This window comes from Streptomyces sp. NPDC042002 (genome assembly GCF_055588305.1).
Map to the genome: position 1 here is coordinate 273,032 of NZ_JBVJCT010000005.1, position 15,471 is coordinate 288,502.

Annotated in this window: 13 protein-coding genes and 1 tRNA gene; 4 read left to right on the top strand and 10 right to left on the bottom strand. The window is 72.8% G+C overall.

The features are described from left to right. Nucleotides 1–39: 39 nt before the first annotated feature. Nucleotides 40–1,185 carry a 4-hydroxyphenylpyruvate dioxygenase gene (hppD, locus tag ACZ6KY_RS11160; RefSeq protein ID WP_469310039.1) on the bottom strand — a complete coding sequence of 382 codons (1,146 nt, stop codon included), beginning with the start codon at nt 1,183–1,185 and terminating at the stop codon, nt 40–42. A gap of 122 nt (nt 1,186–1,307) precedes the next feature. Here hppD and ACZ6KY_RS11165 point away from each other — a divergent pair, with 122 nt between their 5' ends. The 3 genes from ACZ6KY_RS11165 to ACZ6KY_RS11175 all read left to right on the top strand — a co-directional run bounded on the left by ACZ6KY_RS11165 (nt 1,308) and on the right by ACZ6KY_RS11175 (nt 2,752). Beyond that, the gene (locus tag ACZ6KY_RS11165; protein WP_469310040.1) at nt 1,308–1,778 is read left to right on the top strand and encodes an Lrp/AsnC family transcriptional regulator; all 471 of its coding nucleotides are present in this window, start codon (nt 1,308–1,310) and stop codon (nt 1,776–1,778) included. Between the two features lie 15 nt (nt 1,779–1,793). Beyond that, nucleotides 1,794–2,429 (top strand): ArsR/SmtB family transcription factor, encoded by a 636-nt coding sequence (locus ACZ6KY_RS11170; protein ID WP_469310041.1) that lies wholly within the window; start codon nt 1,794–1,796, stop codon nt 2,427–2,429. Nucleotides 2,430–2,566: 137 nt separating this feature from the next. Next, nucleotides 2,567–2,752, top strand: coding sequence for a hypothetical protein (locus ACZ6KY_RS11175; RefSeq protein ID WP_469310042.1), 186 nt, complete (start codon nt 2,567–2,569; stop codon nt 2,750–2,752). Here ACZ6KY_RS11175 and ACZ6KY_RS11180 read toward each other — a convergent pair. The 4 genes from ACZ6KY_RS11180 to ACZ6KY_RS11195 form a co-directional block, all read right to left on the bottom strand. After that, nucleotides 2,749–3,537 carry a YlbL family protein gene (locus ACZ6KY_RS11180; RefSeq protein WP_469310043.1) on the bottom strand — a complete coding sequence of 263 codons (789 nt, stop codon included), beginning with the start codon at nt 3,535–3,537 and terminating at the stop codon, nt 2,749–2,751. The genes ACZ6KY_RS11175 and ACZ6KY_RS11180 overlap by 4 nt on opposite strands. Nucleotides 3,538–3,923: 386 nt before the next feature. Then, nucleotides 3,924–4,565 (bottom strand): IclR family transcriptional regulator, encoded by a 642-nt coding sequence (locus tag ACZ6KY_RS11185; protein WP_469310044.1) that lies wholly within the window; start codon nt 4,563–4,565, stop codon nt 3,924–3,926. Nucleotides 4,566–5,197: 632 nt separating this feature from the next. Beyond that, on the bottom strand, nt 5,198–7,000 hold the full coding sequence (locus ACZ6KY_RS11190; protein ID WP_469310045.1) for a DEAD/DEAH box helicase: 1,803 nt from the start codon (nt 6,998–7,000) through the stop codon (nt 5,198–5,200). A 350-nt stretch (nt 7,001–7,350) separates the two neighbouring features. Beyond that, the gene (locus tag ACZ6KY_RS11195) at nt 7,351–8,787 is read right to left on the bottom strand and encodes an MFS transporter (protein WP_469310046.1); all 1,437 of its coding nucleotides are present in this window, start codon (nt 8,785–8,787) and stop codon (nt 7,351–7,353) included. Between the two features lie 271 nt (nt 8,788–9,058). On the opposite strand from ACZ6KY_RS11195, the gene ACZ6KY_RS11200 reads away from it, so the two are divergent. Beyond that, nucleotides 9,059–9,130 (top strand) — tRNA-Cys (locus ACZ6KY_RS11200). A gap of 101 nt (nt 9,131–9,231) precedes the next feature. On the opposite strand, the gene ACZ6KY_RS11205 is transcribed toward ACZ6KY_RS11200, so the two are convergent. The 5 genes from ACZ6KY_RS11205 to ACZ6KY_RS11225 all read right to left on the bottom strand — a co-directional run bounded on the left by ACZ6KY_RS11205 (nt 9,232) and on the right by ACZ6KY_RS11225 (nt 15,469). Continuing rightward, complete coding sequence (locus tag ACZ6KY_RS11205; RefSeq protein ID WP_469310047.1) at nt 9,232–10,398, bottom strand: SUKH-4 family immunity protein; 1,167 nt, start codon at nt 10,396–10,398, stop codon at nt 9,232–9,234. A gap of 181 nt (nt 10,399–10,579) precedes the next feature. Next, nucleotides 10,580–10,807: a hypothetical protein gene (locus ACZ6KY_RS11210; protein ID WP_469310048.1), complete on the bottom strand. Its 228-nt coding sequence runs from the start codon at nt 10,805–10,807 to the stop codon at nt 10,580–10,582. Further along, entirely contained in the window at nt 10,804–13,110 is a 2,307-nt protein-coding gene (locus ACZ6KY_RS11215; RefSeq protein ID WP_469310049.1) for a xanthine dehydrogenase family protein molybdopterin-binding subunit, read from the bottom strand. Before ACZ6KY_RS11215 ends, ACZ6KY_RS11210 begins: the two co-directional genes overlap by 4 nt. After that, nucleotides 13,107–14,579 (bottom strand): (2Fe-2S)-binding protein, encoded by a 1,473-nt coding sequence (locus ACZ6KY_RS11220; protein ID WP_469310050.1) that lies wholly within the window; start codon nt 14,577–14,579, stop codon nt 13,107–13,109. Before ACZ6KY_RS11220 ends, ACZ6KY_RS11215 begins: the two co-directional genes overlap by 4 nt. Next, nucleotides 14,576–15,469, bottom strand: a complete 894-nt coding sequence (locus ACZ6KY_RS11225; protein ID WP_469310051.1) for an FAD binding domain-containing protein — start codon at nt 15,467–15,469, stop codon at nt 14,576–14,578. The genes ACZ6KY_RS11220 and ACZ6KY_RS11225 overlap by 4 nt, the downstream gene beginning before the upstream one ends. Nucleotides 15,470–15,471: the final 2 nt, after the last annotated feature.

Below are 15,471 nucleotides of genomic sequence, written 5' to 3' on the forward strand. Positions count from 1 at the left end.
AGGCCCAACCAGCCCTCAGGGATTGCCCGTTCTACGGGTTCAGAGGTTGCCGCGCTTCTCCTGCTCGCGCTCGATCGCCTCGAAGAGGGCCTTGAAGTTGCCCTTGCCGAAGCCCATCGAGCCGTGCCGCTCGATCATCTCGAAGAAGACGGTCGGACGGTCCTGGACCGGCTTGGTGAAGATCTGGAGCAGATAGCCGTCCTCGTCGCGGTCGACGAGGATCTTCAGTTCGCGCAGGGTGTCGACGGGGACGCGGGTGTCGCCGGCCCACTCGCCGAGGGTGTCGTAGTACGAGTCGGGGGTGTCGAGGAACTGGACGCCGGCCGCGCGCATGGTGCGGACGGACTGGACGATGTCGTTCGTGTTCAGCGCGATGTGCTGGACACCGGCACCGCCGTAGAACTCCAGGTACTCGTCGATCTGGGACTTCTTCTTGGCGATGGCGGGCTCGTTGATCGGGAACTTGACCTTGAGCGTGCCGTCGGCGACGACCTTCGACATCAGCGCGCTGTACTCGGTCGCGATGTCGTCGCCCACGAACTCCTTCATGTTCGTGAAGCCCATGACCTTGTTGTAGAAGCCGACCCAGTCGTTCATCCGGCCGAGCTCGACGTTGCCGACGCAGTGGTCGATGGCCTGGAAGGTGCGCTTGGCGGGGGGCTCGACGATCGGGGCGGCGGCCGCGTACCCGGGCAGGTAGGGGCCGTCGTAGCCGGTCCGCTCGACGAGCGTGTGGCGGGTCTCGCCGTACGTGGCGATGGCGGCGAGGACGACGGTGCCGTGCTCGTCCTTCATCTCGTGGGGCTCGGCGATCGAGCGGGCGCCGTGCTCGACGGCGTACGCGTACGCGGCGCGCGCGTCGGGGACCTCGATGGCGAGGTCGACGACGCCGTCGCCGTGCTCCGCCACGTGCTCGGCCAGGAAATGGCCCCAGGGGGTGGCGGGCTTGATCACCGAGGTGAACACGAAGCGCGCCGAGCCGTTCTCGAGGACGTACGACGCCGTCTCGCGGCTGCCGTTCTCCGGTCCGGAGTAGGCGACGAGCCGCATGCCGAAGGCCGTGGAGTAGTAGTGCGCGGCCTGCTTGGCGTTGCCGACGGCGAAGACGACCGCGTCCATTCCCTTGACCGGGAAGGGGTCGGCCTGCCGGGCGGTGTCGGGAGTGTGGTGTGTGGTCTGCGTCATGGCCGCAGGCTCCCTCCGTTCCGCAAGGTGCGCAATAGTTCGCCTGTCGGCTGAACAATGTGTGCAGTGAAAGACCCGGACCGGCGGGCTTTCTGTACATGATGACCATCTCGGAGGCCCGCATGGCGATCGATCATCTGGACGGGCGGCTGCTCGTGCTGCTGGCGAAGGAGCCGCGCATCGGGGTGCTGGAGATGTCGCGGCGGCTCGGGGTCGCGCGGGGAACGGTGCAGGCGCGGCTGGACCGGCTTCAGTCGAACGGAGTCATCCGGGGCTTCGGTCCGCAGGTCGACCCGGCGGCGCTCGGCTATCCGGTCACGGCGTTCGCGACGCTTCAGATCCGGCAGGGGCAAGGCGCTGACGTACGCGCCCACTTGGCGACCGTGCCCGAGGTGCTGGAGCTGCACACGACCACCGGCAGCGGGGACATGCTGTGCCGTCTCGTGGCCCGCTCGAACGCCGATCTCCAGCGGGTGATCGACCGGGTTGTCGGTTTTGATGGCATCGTCCGGGCGGCCACGGCGATCGTCATGGAGAACCCGGTTCCGCTGCGGATCATCCCGCTCGTGGAACAGGCGGCGACCGAGCACTGAACGGTCTTTGTACGCATGACGGAGCAGCCCCCGCTTCCCCCGGAACCCCCTCACCCGCCGCAGCCACCTCTGCCGCCGGAAACCTCACAGCACCGCCGCCTGGACGCCCGCTCCCTGCGCGGTGTCGCCCATCCCCTGCGTATGGAACTGTTGAGCAGCCTGCGCCGACGGGGACCGGCCACCGCGTCGATGCTCGCCGAGCGGCTGGGCGAGTCCAGCGGATCGACCAGCTACCACCTGCGGCAGCTCGCCGCGCACGGTTTCGTCGAGGACGCCCCGGAGCGGGGCAAGGGGCGCGAGCGTTGGTGGCAGGCGGTCCACCAGGGCCTGGGTTTCGACGAGGACCTGCTCAAGGACCCGGACCCGGCGGTGCGCGGGGCGGCCGACATGTTCCTGCACGAGATCGCCACCGCCCACGCCCGTGAACTGTCGACTTGGTTGGGCACCCGGGACGACTGGTCCGACAAGTGGGCCCGCTCCACAGACATGAGCGACTTCACGATCCGTCTGACGCCGGCCCAGTCCCGTGAGCTCATCCAGAAGATGCACGACCTGCTCGACAGCTACTGTGCCGCCGAACGACCCGAGGACGACCCCGAGGCGGAACGGGTGCGCTTCCACACCCATGTCTTCCCGCAGGCCTCCGGCTGATCGGCTCGACCAAGGGTCGGACGGGTGCCTGCTCGGCCCGCTCAAGTCGGACAACTCGCTCGGCCCGCACGACTCGCACGACTCGCACGACTCGCACGACCACATCGACTCGTTCACACCGAAGAGAGGTCACTCTGATGCATCCGGACACCTGTCTCCAGTTGCGGCACGTGCGCGCCGCCGACCTGCGTGCGGAGGCGGAGGCGTACCGGCTCACGGCCGAGGCCAGGAGCCCCCGCCGGCTGCGCGCCCGCGTCGGCTGGACCCTCGTGGAGGTCGGCCTCCGGCTGGCCTCCACGCCGCGGCCGGCCGTCGCCTGCTAGCAGCTCGGAACCGAGCCCTTGTCCTTCTCCAGGTCCACCAGGGCGTTCACCGCGCCCTGAAGGGTGGTCACCGGGATCAGGCGGAGCCCCTTCGGCAGCTCCGCCTTCGCGTCCGAGCACTCCGCCTTCGGAACCAGGAACACGGTCGCGCCGTCGCGGCGGGCCGCCTGGGTCTTGAGGCTGACGCCGCCGACCGCACCGACCTTGCCGTCGGCGTCGATCGTCCCCGTACCCGCGACGACACGGCCGCCCGTGAGGTCGCCGCCGCTCCCGTCGCCGTCCAGTTTGTCGATGATGCCGAGCGAGAAGAGCAGTCCGGCGCTCGGTCCGCCGACGTCGGCGAGCTTGAGCGTGACCTTCACGTCGCCCTTCTCGTGCAGGTAGCCGAGGGCCGCCTCGGTGGCGGTGTCCTGGGACTGCTTCATCTCGTTCGCGTTGTGCTGCTCGATCTCCTTGACGCTGCCGCCGCCCGGGTAGACCGAGTCACGGGGCATCACGGCCTTGTCCGTGGCGAACCAGCCGCTGAGCACATCGCCGAGGGAGACGCTGGCGTCCGGGCCCGTGGCCTCGATCGTCGTCATCCGGAGCTGACCGCTGGTGTCCCGGGTGGGCGCACCGCTGATCGTGATCACCGGGTCGCCCTTGTTCTCGCCGAGGACGTTCGCCGTGAGGCCGGGCTGCGCCAGGGAGAACGGCAGCGGCGCGAACGCCGCCGTGGCGAGCAGGGCCACGACGGGGAGGGCGCAGACGGCGACGGCCTTGGGGCGCGTGAGGCGAGAGAGCACGGGTTCAATCTAACGTCACCGCCCGGCGAGACCTCCGTACAGGTCCCGCGGGACGGTCAGGGGGACCGGGACCGCGGGCGGGAGGTGCGGGTCCGGGGTACGGGCGGGAGGCGCGGGCCCGGGGTACGGGCGGGAGCTGCGGGTCCCCGGAGGGCGGGCGGGAGGTCCGGGGTGCGGACCCGTGGCCCGAAGCTCGCACAGGGACTTCGCCGGTCCGGGGACCGGGACTGCGGGACGGAGGTCCGGGCCCGGGGTGCGGGCCCGGGGTGCGGGCCCGGGGTGCGGGCCCGGGGTGCGGGCTCGAGGCTGGGGCCTCGGTCCCGAGGCCGGTACAGGGGCTTCGCGGCCGGGGACCAGGGGATCCGGACCGGCGGCGACGGGCGGGGTCAGCGCAAGGCGTCCGCGACCTCGCGGGCCGCGTCGACCACCCGCGGCCCCACCCGCTCCGGCACGGCGTCCGCCAGCATGACCACACCCACGCTGCCCTCGACCCCCGTCACCCCGATCAGCGGCGCCGCGGCCCCGCTCGCGCCCGCCTCCAACTCCCCGTGGGTGAGCGTGTATCCGGGCTCCCCCACCGGCGCCTGCCGGGCGGCGAGGATCGCGCGGCCCGCGGCCCCCCGGTCCAGGGCGTGCCGGAAACCGGCGCGGTAGGCCACGTGGTAGTCCGTCCATGTCGGCTCGACGACGGCGACGGCGAGCGCCTCCGTCCCGTCGACCAGCGTCAGGTGGGCGGTCGCCCCTATGTCCTCGGCCAGCGAGCGCAGTGCGGGCAGCGCGGCCTCCCGTACCAGCGGATGCACCTGGCTGCCCAGGCGCAGCACACCGAGCCCGACCCGGGCACGGCCGCCCAGATCACGTCGTACGAGAGCGTGCTGCTCCAGCGTGGCGAGCAACCGGTACACCACGGTCCGGTTGACGCCCAGTTTGTTCGAGAGCTCGGTGACGGTCAGCCCGTGATCCGTGTCGGCGAGCAACTTGAGGACACGCAGTCCCCGGTCGAGCGTCTGAGAGGTCTCCGCGGTCACGACGCCCACTCCTTAGTGGTGAGGTCGACGGCCCCCGCTCGGCGGATGCGGCACCGAGTCCCGTCGGCGACGCGCTCAGAGGCCGCCGGTCGGCAGGCAACCCGGGCTCTTCCCGGGTGCAGTCGCTTCACGGCTGCGCTCCGCGGCGGCGCTGCCACGGGGCGTGTGCGTAGCGGGACAGTAGCGAGCCGGTCCGCTCAGCGGAAGTCTCCGTCCAGAATCCGGGCATCGGCTGGTACGGACTGATTCCGTTTGTCCCGGAACGTGGGGCGCGCGCCACTCGGCGTACACCGCCCGTGTACGCAGCGCACGGGCCGCGGCGCACGCCTCCCCGGACGGAACGCGCCCCCGAGGTACGGGCTCGGCACCCCGTGCCAGTGGTTCCGGATTCCCCCGGTTCCGGAGGTAACCGGTTCGCCATGTCACCCCGACCGATGGACGCCTGGGCGCACGCTCCGGTTCCAGAATTCACCGGCTTCCAGAAACGCCCGGCTTCCCGAGACCAGCGGCTTCCCGAAACCACGGGCTTCCCGAAACCACCGCATCCGGATGTCGCTCCGTCCGGACACCACCGCGCCCGGAAGCCACTCCGTCCGGACATCACCCCATCCGGAAGCCACCCCTTGCGGACGTCATCGCATCCGGGTGGCCCACTCCTGGACCTTGGCGATCCGCTGCCGGAGTTGCCCGGCCGTCGCCTCCGCGCTCGGCGGCCCGCCGCAGACGCGGCGCAGCTCGGTGTGGATCACGCCGTGCGGCTTGCCGCTCTGGTGGACGTACGCGCCGACCATGGTGTTGAGCTGCTTGCGCAGTTCCAGCATCTCCTTGTGGGAGACCACCGGGCGGCGCTCGGCGGGCAGTTCGAGGAGATCCGCCTCCTCGTCCGGCTTCCTGCGGCTGTGCGCGATCTGCCGGGCCTGCCGCTTCTGGAGCAGCAACTGGACCTGGTCGGGTTCGAGGAGCCCGGGGATGCCGAGGTAGTCCTGCTCCTCCGCGCTTCCCGGGTGGGCCTGCATGCCGAACTCGGCACCGTCGTAGAGGACCCGGTCGAAGACGGCCTCGGACTCCAGCGCCTCGAAGGAGAACTGCTCCTGCTCGCCGGTGTCCTCGTCCTGCTCCTTGTTCGCCTCCTCCATCTCCTTCTCGGAGTCGGCGTACGGGTCCTCCTCGCCCTCCTTCTTGGGCTTGTCGAGGGCGTGGTCGCGCTCGACCTCCATCTCGTTGGCGAAGGTGAGGAGGTCGGGGACGGTCGGCAGGAACACGGACGCGGTCTCGCCGCGCCTGCGGGACCGTACGAAACGGCCCACGGCCTGGGCGAAGAAGAGGGGGGTCGAGATGGTGGTCGCGTACACGCCGACGGCCAGGCGCGGCACGTCGACGCCCTCGGACACCATGCGGACGGCGACCATCCACCGGTCCTCGCTCGCGGCGAAGTCGTCGATGCGGTTCGAGGCGCCGGTGTCGTCGGACAGCACGAGGGTCGCCTTGGTGCCGGTGATCTCGCGGATCAGCTTGGCGTAGGCGCGGGCCGATTCCTGGTCGGAGGCGATGACGAGCGCCCCGGCGTCCGGGATGCCCTTGCGGACCTCGGTGAGCCGCTGGTCGGCGGCGCGCAGCACGCTCGGCATCCAGTCGCCGCGCGGGTCGAGCGCGGTGCGCCAGGCCTGGCTGATGGCGTCCTTGGTCATCGGCTCGCCGAGCCGGGCGGCGATCTCGTCGCCCGCCTTGGTGCGCCAGCGCATGTTGCCGCTGTAGGAGAGGAAGATGACGGGCCGCACGACGTGGTCGGCCAGCGCGTTCCCGTACCCGTACGTGTAGTCGGCGGAGGACCGCCGGATGCCGTCCCTCCCCTCCTCGTAGGTGACGAAGGGGATGGGGTTGGTGTCGGAGCGGAACGGTGTACCGGTGAGCGCGAGCCGGCGGGTGGCGGGCTCGAACGCCTCCAGACAGGCCTCTCCCCACGACTTGCTGTCACCGGCGTGGTGGATCTCGTCGAGGATGACGAGGGTCTTGCGCTGCTCGGAGCGGTTGCGGTGGAGCATCGGCCGGACGCCGACACCGGCGTAGGTGACGGCGACGCCGTGGTACTCCTTGCTGAGCGGCCCGGCGCTGTACTCGGGATCGAGCTTGATCCCTATCCGCGCGGCCGCCTCGGCCCACTGCTTCTTCAGGTGCTCGGTCGGCGCGACGACGGTCACCTGCTGCACGACATGGTGGTGCAGCAGCCAGGACGCGAGAGTCAGCGCGAACGTCGTCTTGCCGGCGCCGGGGGTGGCTACGGCGAGGAAGTCGCGCGGCTGCTCCTGGAGGTACCTCTCCATCGCCCCCTGCTGCCAGGCGCGCAGCTTGTTGGCGGTGCCCCAGGGGGCGCGGCCGGGGAAGGCGGGCGAGAGGTGATGCGTGTGCGTGGAGGCGCTGGCGGCGGTGGTAGTCACGGTCTCCGGTCTGGGTGTCGATTGGGAGCGTCCGGGTCCGCGGGCGGCGCGTCAGCCGAGGCGTGACGGGAGGCGGGCGGGCGGCTCGGCTACGTATGACAACCGGGCCACCCTACCGGCGCCCGGCTCACGACGACGTGCGGACAAGGCCGGGGCACCCGTGGATGGGACTGACGTCACAGACCGCGCGGTGGCCCCTCGACCACTCCGGCTCACCCTTCGTCCCCGTCACCCCACCGGTGACCAGCCCGTACGCGCGGTCCTGATCACAGCCACCCGGAACAGCGGTGTCGGGCGCGCCACACCCGGAACAGCGCGGCCGGCCCGCCCGCCCTCCGTCCTCACCCCGCTCACCGTTCCCGGAGCCGGGTCGTCACCCACGCTCCCAGCAGCGCCACCCCCGCCATCGGCAGGAACACCACGGCGAAGGCGGCCGGGTGGGAGCTGTGGGCGGCGGATGTCGTGGTGGCCGTGTGGGCCACCGCGCCGCCGCCCAGGGCCGCGAAGGCGGCTCCGCCGACGGCGAGCAGCAGGACGTTCGACAGGGCGTCGGAGATCTGCAGGGCGGCCGAGTTGGTGCCGGCCTCCTCGGGGGCCGAGAGGTGGAGCAGGAGCACGCTGGTCGAGGCGATCACCAGGCCCATCCCGAAGCAGCCGAACGCCCAGGCGACGGCGACGGTCCACACCGGCACGGCCGGGATCAGCACGCTCGGCGCGGCGGCGACGGCCGCCGCGACCAGCAGCATGCCGAGGAACATCAGGCGGTCCCGGTACGGCTCCACGCGCGGGCGCGCCTGCACCCAGGACCCCAGCGCCCAGGTCCCGCCGCCGGCCGCGAGCGAGAGCCCGGCGAGCGTCGGCGACAGCCCCCGCTGGGTGACCAGCATCAGCGGCACGAAGGACTCGGCGGCGATGAAGGCGCCGGCGGAGACCCCGCGCAGCAGCACCACGGAGGGCAGCCCGCGCGCCGCCCGGCAGGTGCCCCGGGGCAGCAGTCCGCGCACGGCCGGGACGAGCAGCGCGGCACCGGCCGCGGCGGGGACGAGGGAGAGCGGGCGCAGATCCTGGGCGGCGTACTGGAGCAGCCCCGCGCCCAGCGCGATCGCGAACGCCAGCCGGATGCGCCGCCGGTCCAGCGGCGCGCGGGCGCCCGCCCCCGCCTGTCCGGACGCCCGCCGCCGTATCTGCGGCAGCGCGAGCGCGAGCGGGGCGCCGACCAGTGCCGGAATCCCGATGAACACCCAGCGCCAGCCGAGGTGCTCGGTGACCGCGCCAGCGGCGAGGGGTCCGACCACGGACGGCACCACCCAGGCCGCCGCGAACGCCGCCATGATCGAGGGCCGCAGCCGCTCCGGATAGGCCCGCCCGACGACGACGTACAGCGCGACGATGACGAGTCCGCCGCCGAGCCCCTGGACGGCCCGCCCGAGGATGAACACCCACATGCCGCCGGCCGTCCCGGACAGCAGCAGCCCCGCGGCGAACGCGCCGATGCCCGAGGCCAGCGAGCCCAGCGGCCCGTCGCGGTCGGACCACTGACCGGCGAGCACCATCCCGAACAGGCTCGTCGTGAAGTACCCGGAGAACGCGAACGCGTACAGGGCGACCCCGCCGAGCTCCCGTGCCGCGACGGGCATCGCCGTCCCGACGGCCGTCGCCTCGAACGCGATCACCAGCACCACGGACACGATCCCGATACTGAGCGCCCGGTACGGCCTGCTCAGCACGCCACCGTTCCCCCCGGACGGAACCGTCGTCGCGACCTCGCGCGCTTCCACTGCTGTCATGCCCGTCAGCGTAAGGTGCGCACCCCGCTGTGACTCCTGTCCGAAGACGGTGATCAACCGGTCCTTCGGTCCTAGGACCACTCCCCCGGGCCCCGCACGATCCCGCCTGAAGGCCCCGGACGCCCCGTCCCGATCCGGCCGGCCCACGGTTCGTGAACGGCGTATGGCAGTCGCGTTGCGGCCGCTCCGGAACCCTTGAGCCCGCTCCCGCACCCCGCCTACGGTCGACCCATCAGGTTCGGAACGAGTGAGCCGTGCCGTACCTGAGGTCGGCCGTGTGCCCGAGTGGTTCAGGGACTCGCCTGCAAAGCGAGTTACGCGGGTTCAATTCCCGCCACGGCCTCTGCCTGCCTGACCAGGCAGAACAGAAGGGCGGTACCTCTGATGAGGTGCCGCCCTTCTGGCTGTCCGTCCCACCCGGAGAAGCGGAGGTCTGGCCGGACGTCAGGCGTACAGCGTGCCGCCTGACCGGTCTTCGAAGATCTCCGGCCAGTAGCGGCGGCCGTCGTCGCCCGGGAGGGTGGGGGTCGGGTCGCAGGCGGTGGGGTCGACGGTGGCGAGGGTTTCGGTCAGGGTGGCGGCGAGTTGCTCGTAGGAGTCGCTGAGGCCGTGGGCCGCGTCGACGGTCTTCTCCCGGTGGAGGAGCCAGAGGGTGAACGCCAGCGTGGAGATGTCCGCGTTGAGCGGGCGGAGGGTGAGGTCGGGCTCGCTCCACGCGAGTACCGCGCCCGTGGTGCCGTCCACGACCAGGCTCGTGTCGTCCAGGAGGTAGCCGAGGCGTATGAGTCGGTCGGCCGCGGCGGGGAGCAGACCGGCGGAGAACTCGTCGGGACGCTCGTCCGCGTAGTACTCGGTGAGGGCCGGCAGCGGCACCTCCGTGTCCAGCTGGAAGAGGAAGCCGTCCTCGGGCAGGCCGGACTCCCGCAGGAAGCGGCGGGTCGGCTCGTGCGTCAGCGCGGGCGGGAAGTCGACGTCCTCGAAGCGCATGATCTCGCCCGCGCCGAACTCCTCGTCCAGCAGCCGCTTCGGCAGGCCGAGGACAAGTCCTTCACCGGGTCCGGCGATCCGGGCGAGCGGGCGGATCAACGCGGCCATCCGCCAGTACGCCGGTACGTCCGCGCCCGCGGCGTCCTCGAAGACGGCGCTCAGCCGGCCGGACACCTCCGCGACCGCCTTCGGGCCGAACGGGCCCGGCCGGCCCCGGGACAGGGTCAGTTCCTCGGTGGCCGCCGCGAAGCGCAGCAGGGCCTCCAGGGAGGGCGCCAGGGGCGAGAGGTCCAGGTGGGCGGGGTTCCGCTGGACGTACGTCGAGGAGACCTCGCCGGTCGTCCCGTCCAGCACGATCGACTCCAGGTCCCGGTCCAGGCTGCGCAGTGCCCCGATGACGAGCTGGTCGCGCAGTTCCGCGGCGAGCTTGTCGGCGTCGCCCGCCAGGTCGGCGACGGTGCGCAGGCCGTGCTCCCGCAGCGCGCCGAACCCGAGCAGCGTGCCGTCGCCGGGCAGTCCGGGGCCGGTGAGCCGGTTCCGGGTGCCGGCGTGTGTGACGTACGGATACAGCTCGTCGTCGGTCAGTGTGATCGCGCCGCCGACATCGGTGTCAGTCGTGCTCATGGCTCCCCCGCGCATGTGAACGCATCGTGCTCCCCCTGGGGGAACGGCCGGTCGTCCCACGGCAGTTCCCCATTGAGCCAGAACCATACGCCGCCCCACTGACAACGCCGGAAACGCGCGGAAACGGGCCCTCCACGGTCCGGAGACGGTGTGGCGGGCCCGTGTGGTGACGCGGCGCGCGTCAGGTGAAGTAGACGCCGCCCAGGACGACGACGACGGCCGCCAGCACGAACAGCAGCACCCAGATCAGCAGCTTCCCCACGCTGGGCGGGGGTTCGTAGCGCGGCTGCCCGGCCTCGGCGCCGGGGACCGACGGATCGACCCCGTGCAGCGACGGCTCGGCTCCGTGCGCCGACGGTTCGGCGCCGTTCGGCGAGGGTTCGCCGGTCGTCGGCTCCTGCGCGCTCACGAGGCCGTCACCACGGCCGCCTGCGGGCGGATCGGCAGACGGTTGACCGGGCGGCCGGTGGCCGCCCGTACGGCGGACGCGATGGCCGCGGGCGAGGTCACGACCGGCACCGCGCTGACCGCCTTGGCGCCGAAGGGGGCGACGACGTCGCGCTCCTCGACGAGCTTGACGATGCGGATGTCGGGCGCGTCCAGGGCGGTCGGCAGGGCGTAGCCGGTGAGGTCGGGGTGCCGGACCAGGCCGCGGGCCGTCCGGAGGTTCTCGGTCAGCGCGGCACCGACGCCCTGGGTGACGCCCGCCTCGATGCGGGCCGTCAGCTGTGCCGGGTTGAGGATCCGGCCGACGTCCTGGGCGAGCGCCAGCTCCACGACCCGTACGGAGCCGAGTTCGATGTCGACGTCCACCACCGCGCGGATGGCGCAGAAGGCGAGGCCCACGAAGGCGTCGCCCTGGCCGGTCTCGTCGAGCGGTTCGGTCGGGTGCGGGCGGCACTGCGCGGTCGCCCACAGCTCCTTGCCGTCCATCGCCTCGGTGACCGTGGTCGAGAGCACACCGTCGTACGACGTGATCTTGCCGTCGGTGATCTGGAGCAGCTCGGTGGACATGCCGAACTTGTGCGCCAGCGGTTGCAGCAGTTGCGTGCGGACCATCTTGGCCGCGCGCTCCACCGCTCCGCCGGACACCCAGGTGTGCCGGCCGCGGCAGCTCGGACCGGCCGGGGGCTGGTCGGTGTCGACCGGGGCCACGTGGACCTCGTCGATGCCGAGCGTCTCCTGGACGATCTGCCGGGCCAGCGTGGTGAAGCCCTGGCCGGTCTCCACGGCCGCGCAGAGCACCGTGGCGACGCCGTCGTGGACCTTCACGGTGGCCGTCGAGACCTCGTCGGCGCCCTCGGCGCCGAGCATGTGGACCATGCCGAGCGCGTAGCCGACACCGCGGCGTACGGCGCCGGGTTCGCCCGCGCCCTCGGGGCCGCCGGGCAGCAGCCACTCGTCCTCGGGCGTGTCCTTGGGGAGGGCGGGCAACGGGTAGTCGCGTACGGCCTGGAGCAGTTCGGCGACGGGCGCCGGGCAGGTCACCGTCTGGCCGGTCGGCAGGACGTCCCCGGTGGCCATGGCGTTGCGCAGGCGCAGTTCCGCGGGGTCCGTCCCGAGTTTCTTGGCCAGCTTGTCCATCTGGGCCTCGTAGGCGGCGCAGACCTGGAGGGCGCCTTCGCCACGTACATGCCCGGAAGGCGGGTTGTTGGTGCGTACGGCCCAGCCCTCGATGAAGGCGTTCGGGACGACGTACGGGCCGCAGGCGAAGGAGACAGCGGCGGCCAGGGACTCGCCGGAGGTGTCGGCGTAGGCGCCCGCGTCGAGCAGGATCTGTGCCTCGACCTTGACCAGCATGCCGTCGGCGTCGGCGTGGTGCCGGTAGCGCAGCAGGGTCGGGTGCCGGTGGGCGTGGCCGAGGAAGGACTCCTCGCGCGTGGCGGTGAGTTTCACCGGGCAGCCGGTCGCCAGGGCGAGCAGGCCGAGCGCGAGCTGGAAGCCCTGGTCCTCTCGGTCGGCGGACGCTCCGGGGACGCCGGTGACGACGACCTTCACGCGCGCGGGTTCGAGGCCGTAGCAGGCGGCGGCGGCGTCGCGGTCGCTGTGCGGGTCGGTGGAGGCGATGTAGAGCTCGACGCCGCCGTCGGGGCGGGGCACGGCGAGTCCGGCCTCGGCGCCGATGGGGGCGGGGTCCTGGCGGCCGATGCGGTACAGGCCCTCGACGACGATCTCGCCGACCGCGTCCGGGTCGCCGTGGCGCAGCGGGATGTGACGGATCAGGTTGCCGTCGGGGTGCAGGGGTTCGGCCTCGAAGGCCTGCTCCGGGTCGGTGACCGGTTCGAGGACCTCGTACTCGACGATGACGGCGGCGGCGGCCATCCGCGCGGTGTCCGGGTGGTCGGCGGCGACGGCCGCGATGGGCTCCCCGTGATGCCGTACGACCTCGGAGGCGAACACCGGGCGGTCGGCTCTTCCGCGGCCGTGCAGCGGGGTGCCGGGCACGTCCTCGTGGGTGATGACGGCGCGTACGCCGGGCATCTCGCGCGCGTGGCTGGTGTCGATTGACAGGATGCGCGCGTGCGGGTGGGGCGAGCGGAGCACGGCGGCCCACAGCAGGCCCTCGGCCCACAGGTCGGCGGCGTAGGGGAACGTGCCCTCCGTCTTGGCGCGGTCCTCGGCGGCCGGCAGCGAGACGCCGAGCCCGTGCGGCAGGGGCTCGGGGCCCGTCTCGTGCGCCGTGGGTGTCGCGGTCGCGGCTTGGTTGGTCACGCCTGGCCTCCGTCCTGGCCGTACGGCTGTTCGTGCTGGGCCCGGGAACCGTAGGCGGCGTTGTCCTCGTACGCGGAGGGGTGGACGCCGCCGGCGCCGGGGCCGGCCTGGTGCGGGATACGGGCCGCGTCCGCCTCGGGGGCGGCTTCGGCCGCGGCGGCGGAGTGCGCCTCGCGTTCGGCGACGACCTCGCGCACGGCGTCCAGGACACCCCGGTAGCCCGAGCAGCGGCACAGGTTGCCGCACAGTGCCTGGCGGGTCTCCAGCTCGCTCGGCGCGGGGTTGCCCTCCAGCAGGTCGTGCAGGGTCATGGCCATGCCGGGGACGCAGAAACCGCACTGCACGGCGCCGCACTTGGCGAGTGCCCGCTGGACGTCGGAGGGCTGCCCGTCGGCGGCCAGGCCCTCGACGGTGCGCACCTCGCTGCCGGCGGCGGTGACGCCGGGTACCAGGCAGGACGCCACGAGCCGGCCGTCCACCTGGACGTTGCAGGCGCCGCACTCGCCCTGCGAGCAGCCGTCCTTGGCGCCCGCGAGGCCGAGGCGCTCGCGCAGCACGTAGAGCAGCGACTCGCCGATCCAGGCGTCGGTGACCGGCCGGTCGGCGCCGTTGACGCGCAGGACGTAGGAGGCGAGGGGGTGTTCGTCGTGCGGGGCGGGGGCGGAGTGGTCCGCGTCCAGCGTCTCGTCGCGCGTCCCGGTGGCCTCGTGCGCCGGATCGGGCTCGGACACCTCGTGCGTCCCCGCGGTCACCGGCTCGGGGTCGGCGACGGGCTCAGGGGCCTCACGGACGGGCTGTACGGGGTACTGGGCCGCCCGCGCGGGCGATTCGGCCTCCGACTGCCCCGGGCGCCCCACGGGGGCCTCGGTGGCCGCTTCGTGCGCGTCGGCGGTCCAGGGCTGCCCGATCTCGTTGGCCCAGGGCGCGGACGCGCCGCCCGGGAGCGTGGCGGGCGGCGTGCCGCCCCACTGCTCGACGAGTGCGGATGTGGTGAACTCGCCCGATTCGTCCGGAAGGTCGCCTCCGGCCACCGGAATCGACCACTGCCCGGTCACGTCCTGCCCGGGACCGTGTCCCTGGCCGTGCCCGGGGCCGCCGTCACGGGCGGCGTCGTCGAACTCCCACTGCCCGGTGGACCCGGGGTGGTAGGAGAACCGGTCGTCGTGGGCTCCGGGGCCCGGCTGTGCGGCGTTCGGGTCCGGCCACGGGGCGTTGCCGCCCTGCCCGGCCCACGTTCCGCCGGCCGCCGGGTCCGCCGCCTCGGGCGGGGCTGGCGTCACGGCGATCCGCGGGGGCACATAGCCGTGTCCGGGCGCGGCGAGCGGCTCCCGGGCGGCGAGGAGTGCCTCAATGCCCCCTTCGGGGAGTTTGACGAAGGCGGTGGCGCCGTCGTCGTAGTCGCCCTGGGGCAGCGGATCCCAGCGGCCGCCGCCGCGCGGAGCGCCCTCTTCGTGCTGGTCGTCGGTCACGACAGTGCCCTCCCAAGTGCTCGTCGGGCCAGCGCGGCGACGGTGCGCCGCAGATGCAGTACGGCGGGCGGAAGCGGTGTCAGGGATCCGTCCTCGGCGGGGACGGGGTCCGGGATGCAGGCCGCGGCGACGTACTCGCCGAACGCGGTCAGCGCCTCCGGGACGATCGCGCGGCTGTTGTCCCAGTCGATCAGCTGGGCCACCCACGCCTCGGCGTCCAGGGGCCGCAGCGGCATCGGCGCTATGGCGCCGACGGCGCACCTCACACCGCGCCGGGCCGGGTCGAGGACGACAGCGACGGAGGCGATGGCGCGCCCGGGTCCGGTGCGCCCGGTGGCCTTCAGGAAGACCTGCGGGGCGTGCAGCAGCGGCACGCGCACGTAGCCGATGAGTTCTCCGCCGCGGAGCATGTCCACGCCGGCGAGCAGATGCGACACGGGGATCTCGCGGCGCGCTCCGCCCGGCCCCGCGATGATCAGCGTGGCTTCCAGGGCGGCCAGCACGGGCAGCGCGTCCCCCGTGGGGGCGGCCGAGGCGATGTTGCCGCCGAGGGTGCCGGCGTTGCGGATCTGCGGCGGTCCCGCCGCCCGCGCCGCGGCGGCGAGCGCCGGGATGAGGGCGGCGAAGTCGGGGCGGCCCATGCGGGCGTGCGTGAGGCCGGCGCCGAGCAGGGCGTGGCCGTCCTGGTACTGCCAGCCGCGGATCTCGCTGATCCGGCCGAGGCCGACGAGCGCGGCCGGCCTCAGCTGTCCGGAGTTGACCGCGGCCATCAGATCCGTGCCGCCTGCCACCGGAACGGCCGTGGGCATGGCGGACAGCGCCGCCACCGCCTCGTCCAGCGAGACGGGCAGCGTCACGGCCTGCGCCGTCTGCGGTGCGTGCGTGGTCAAAC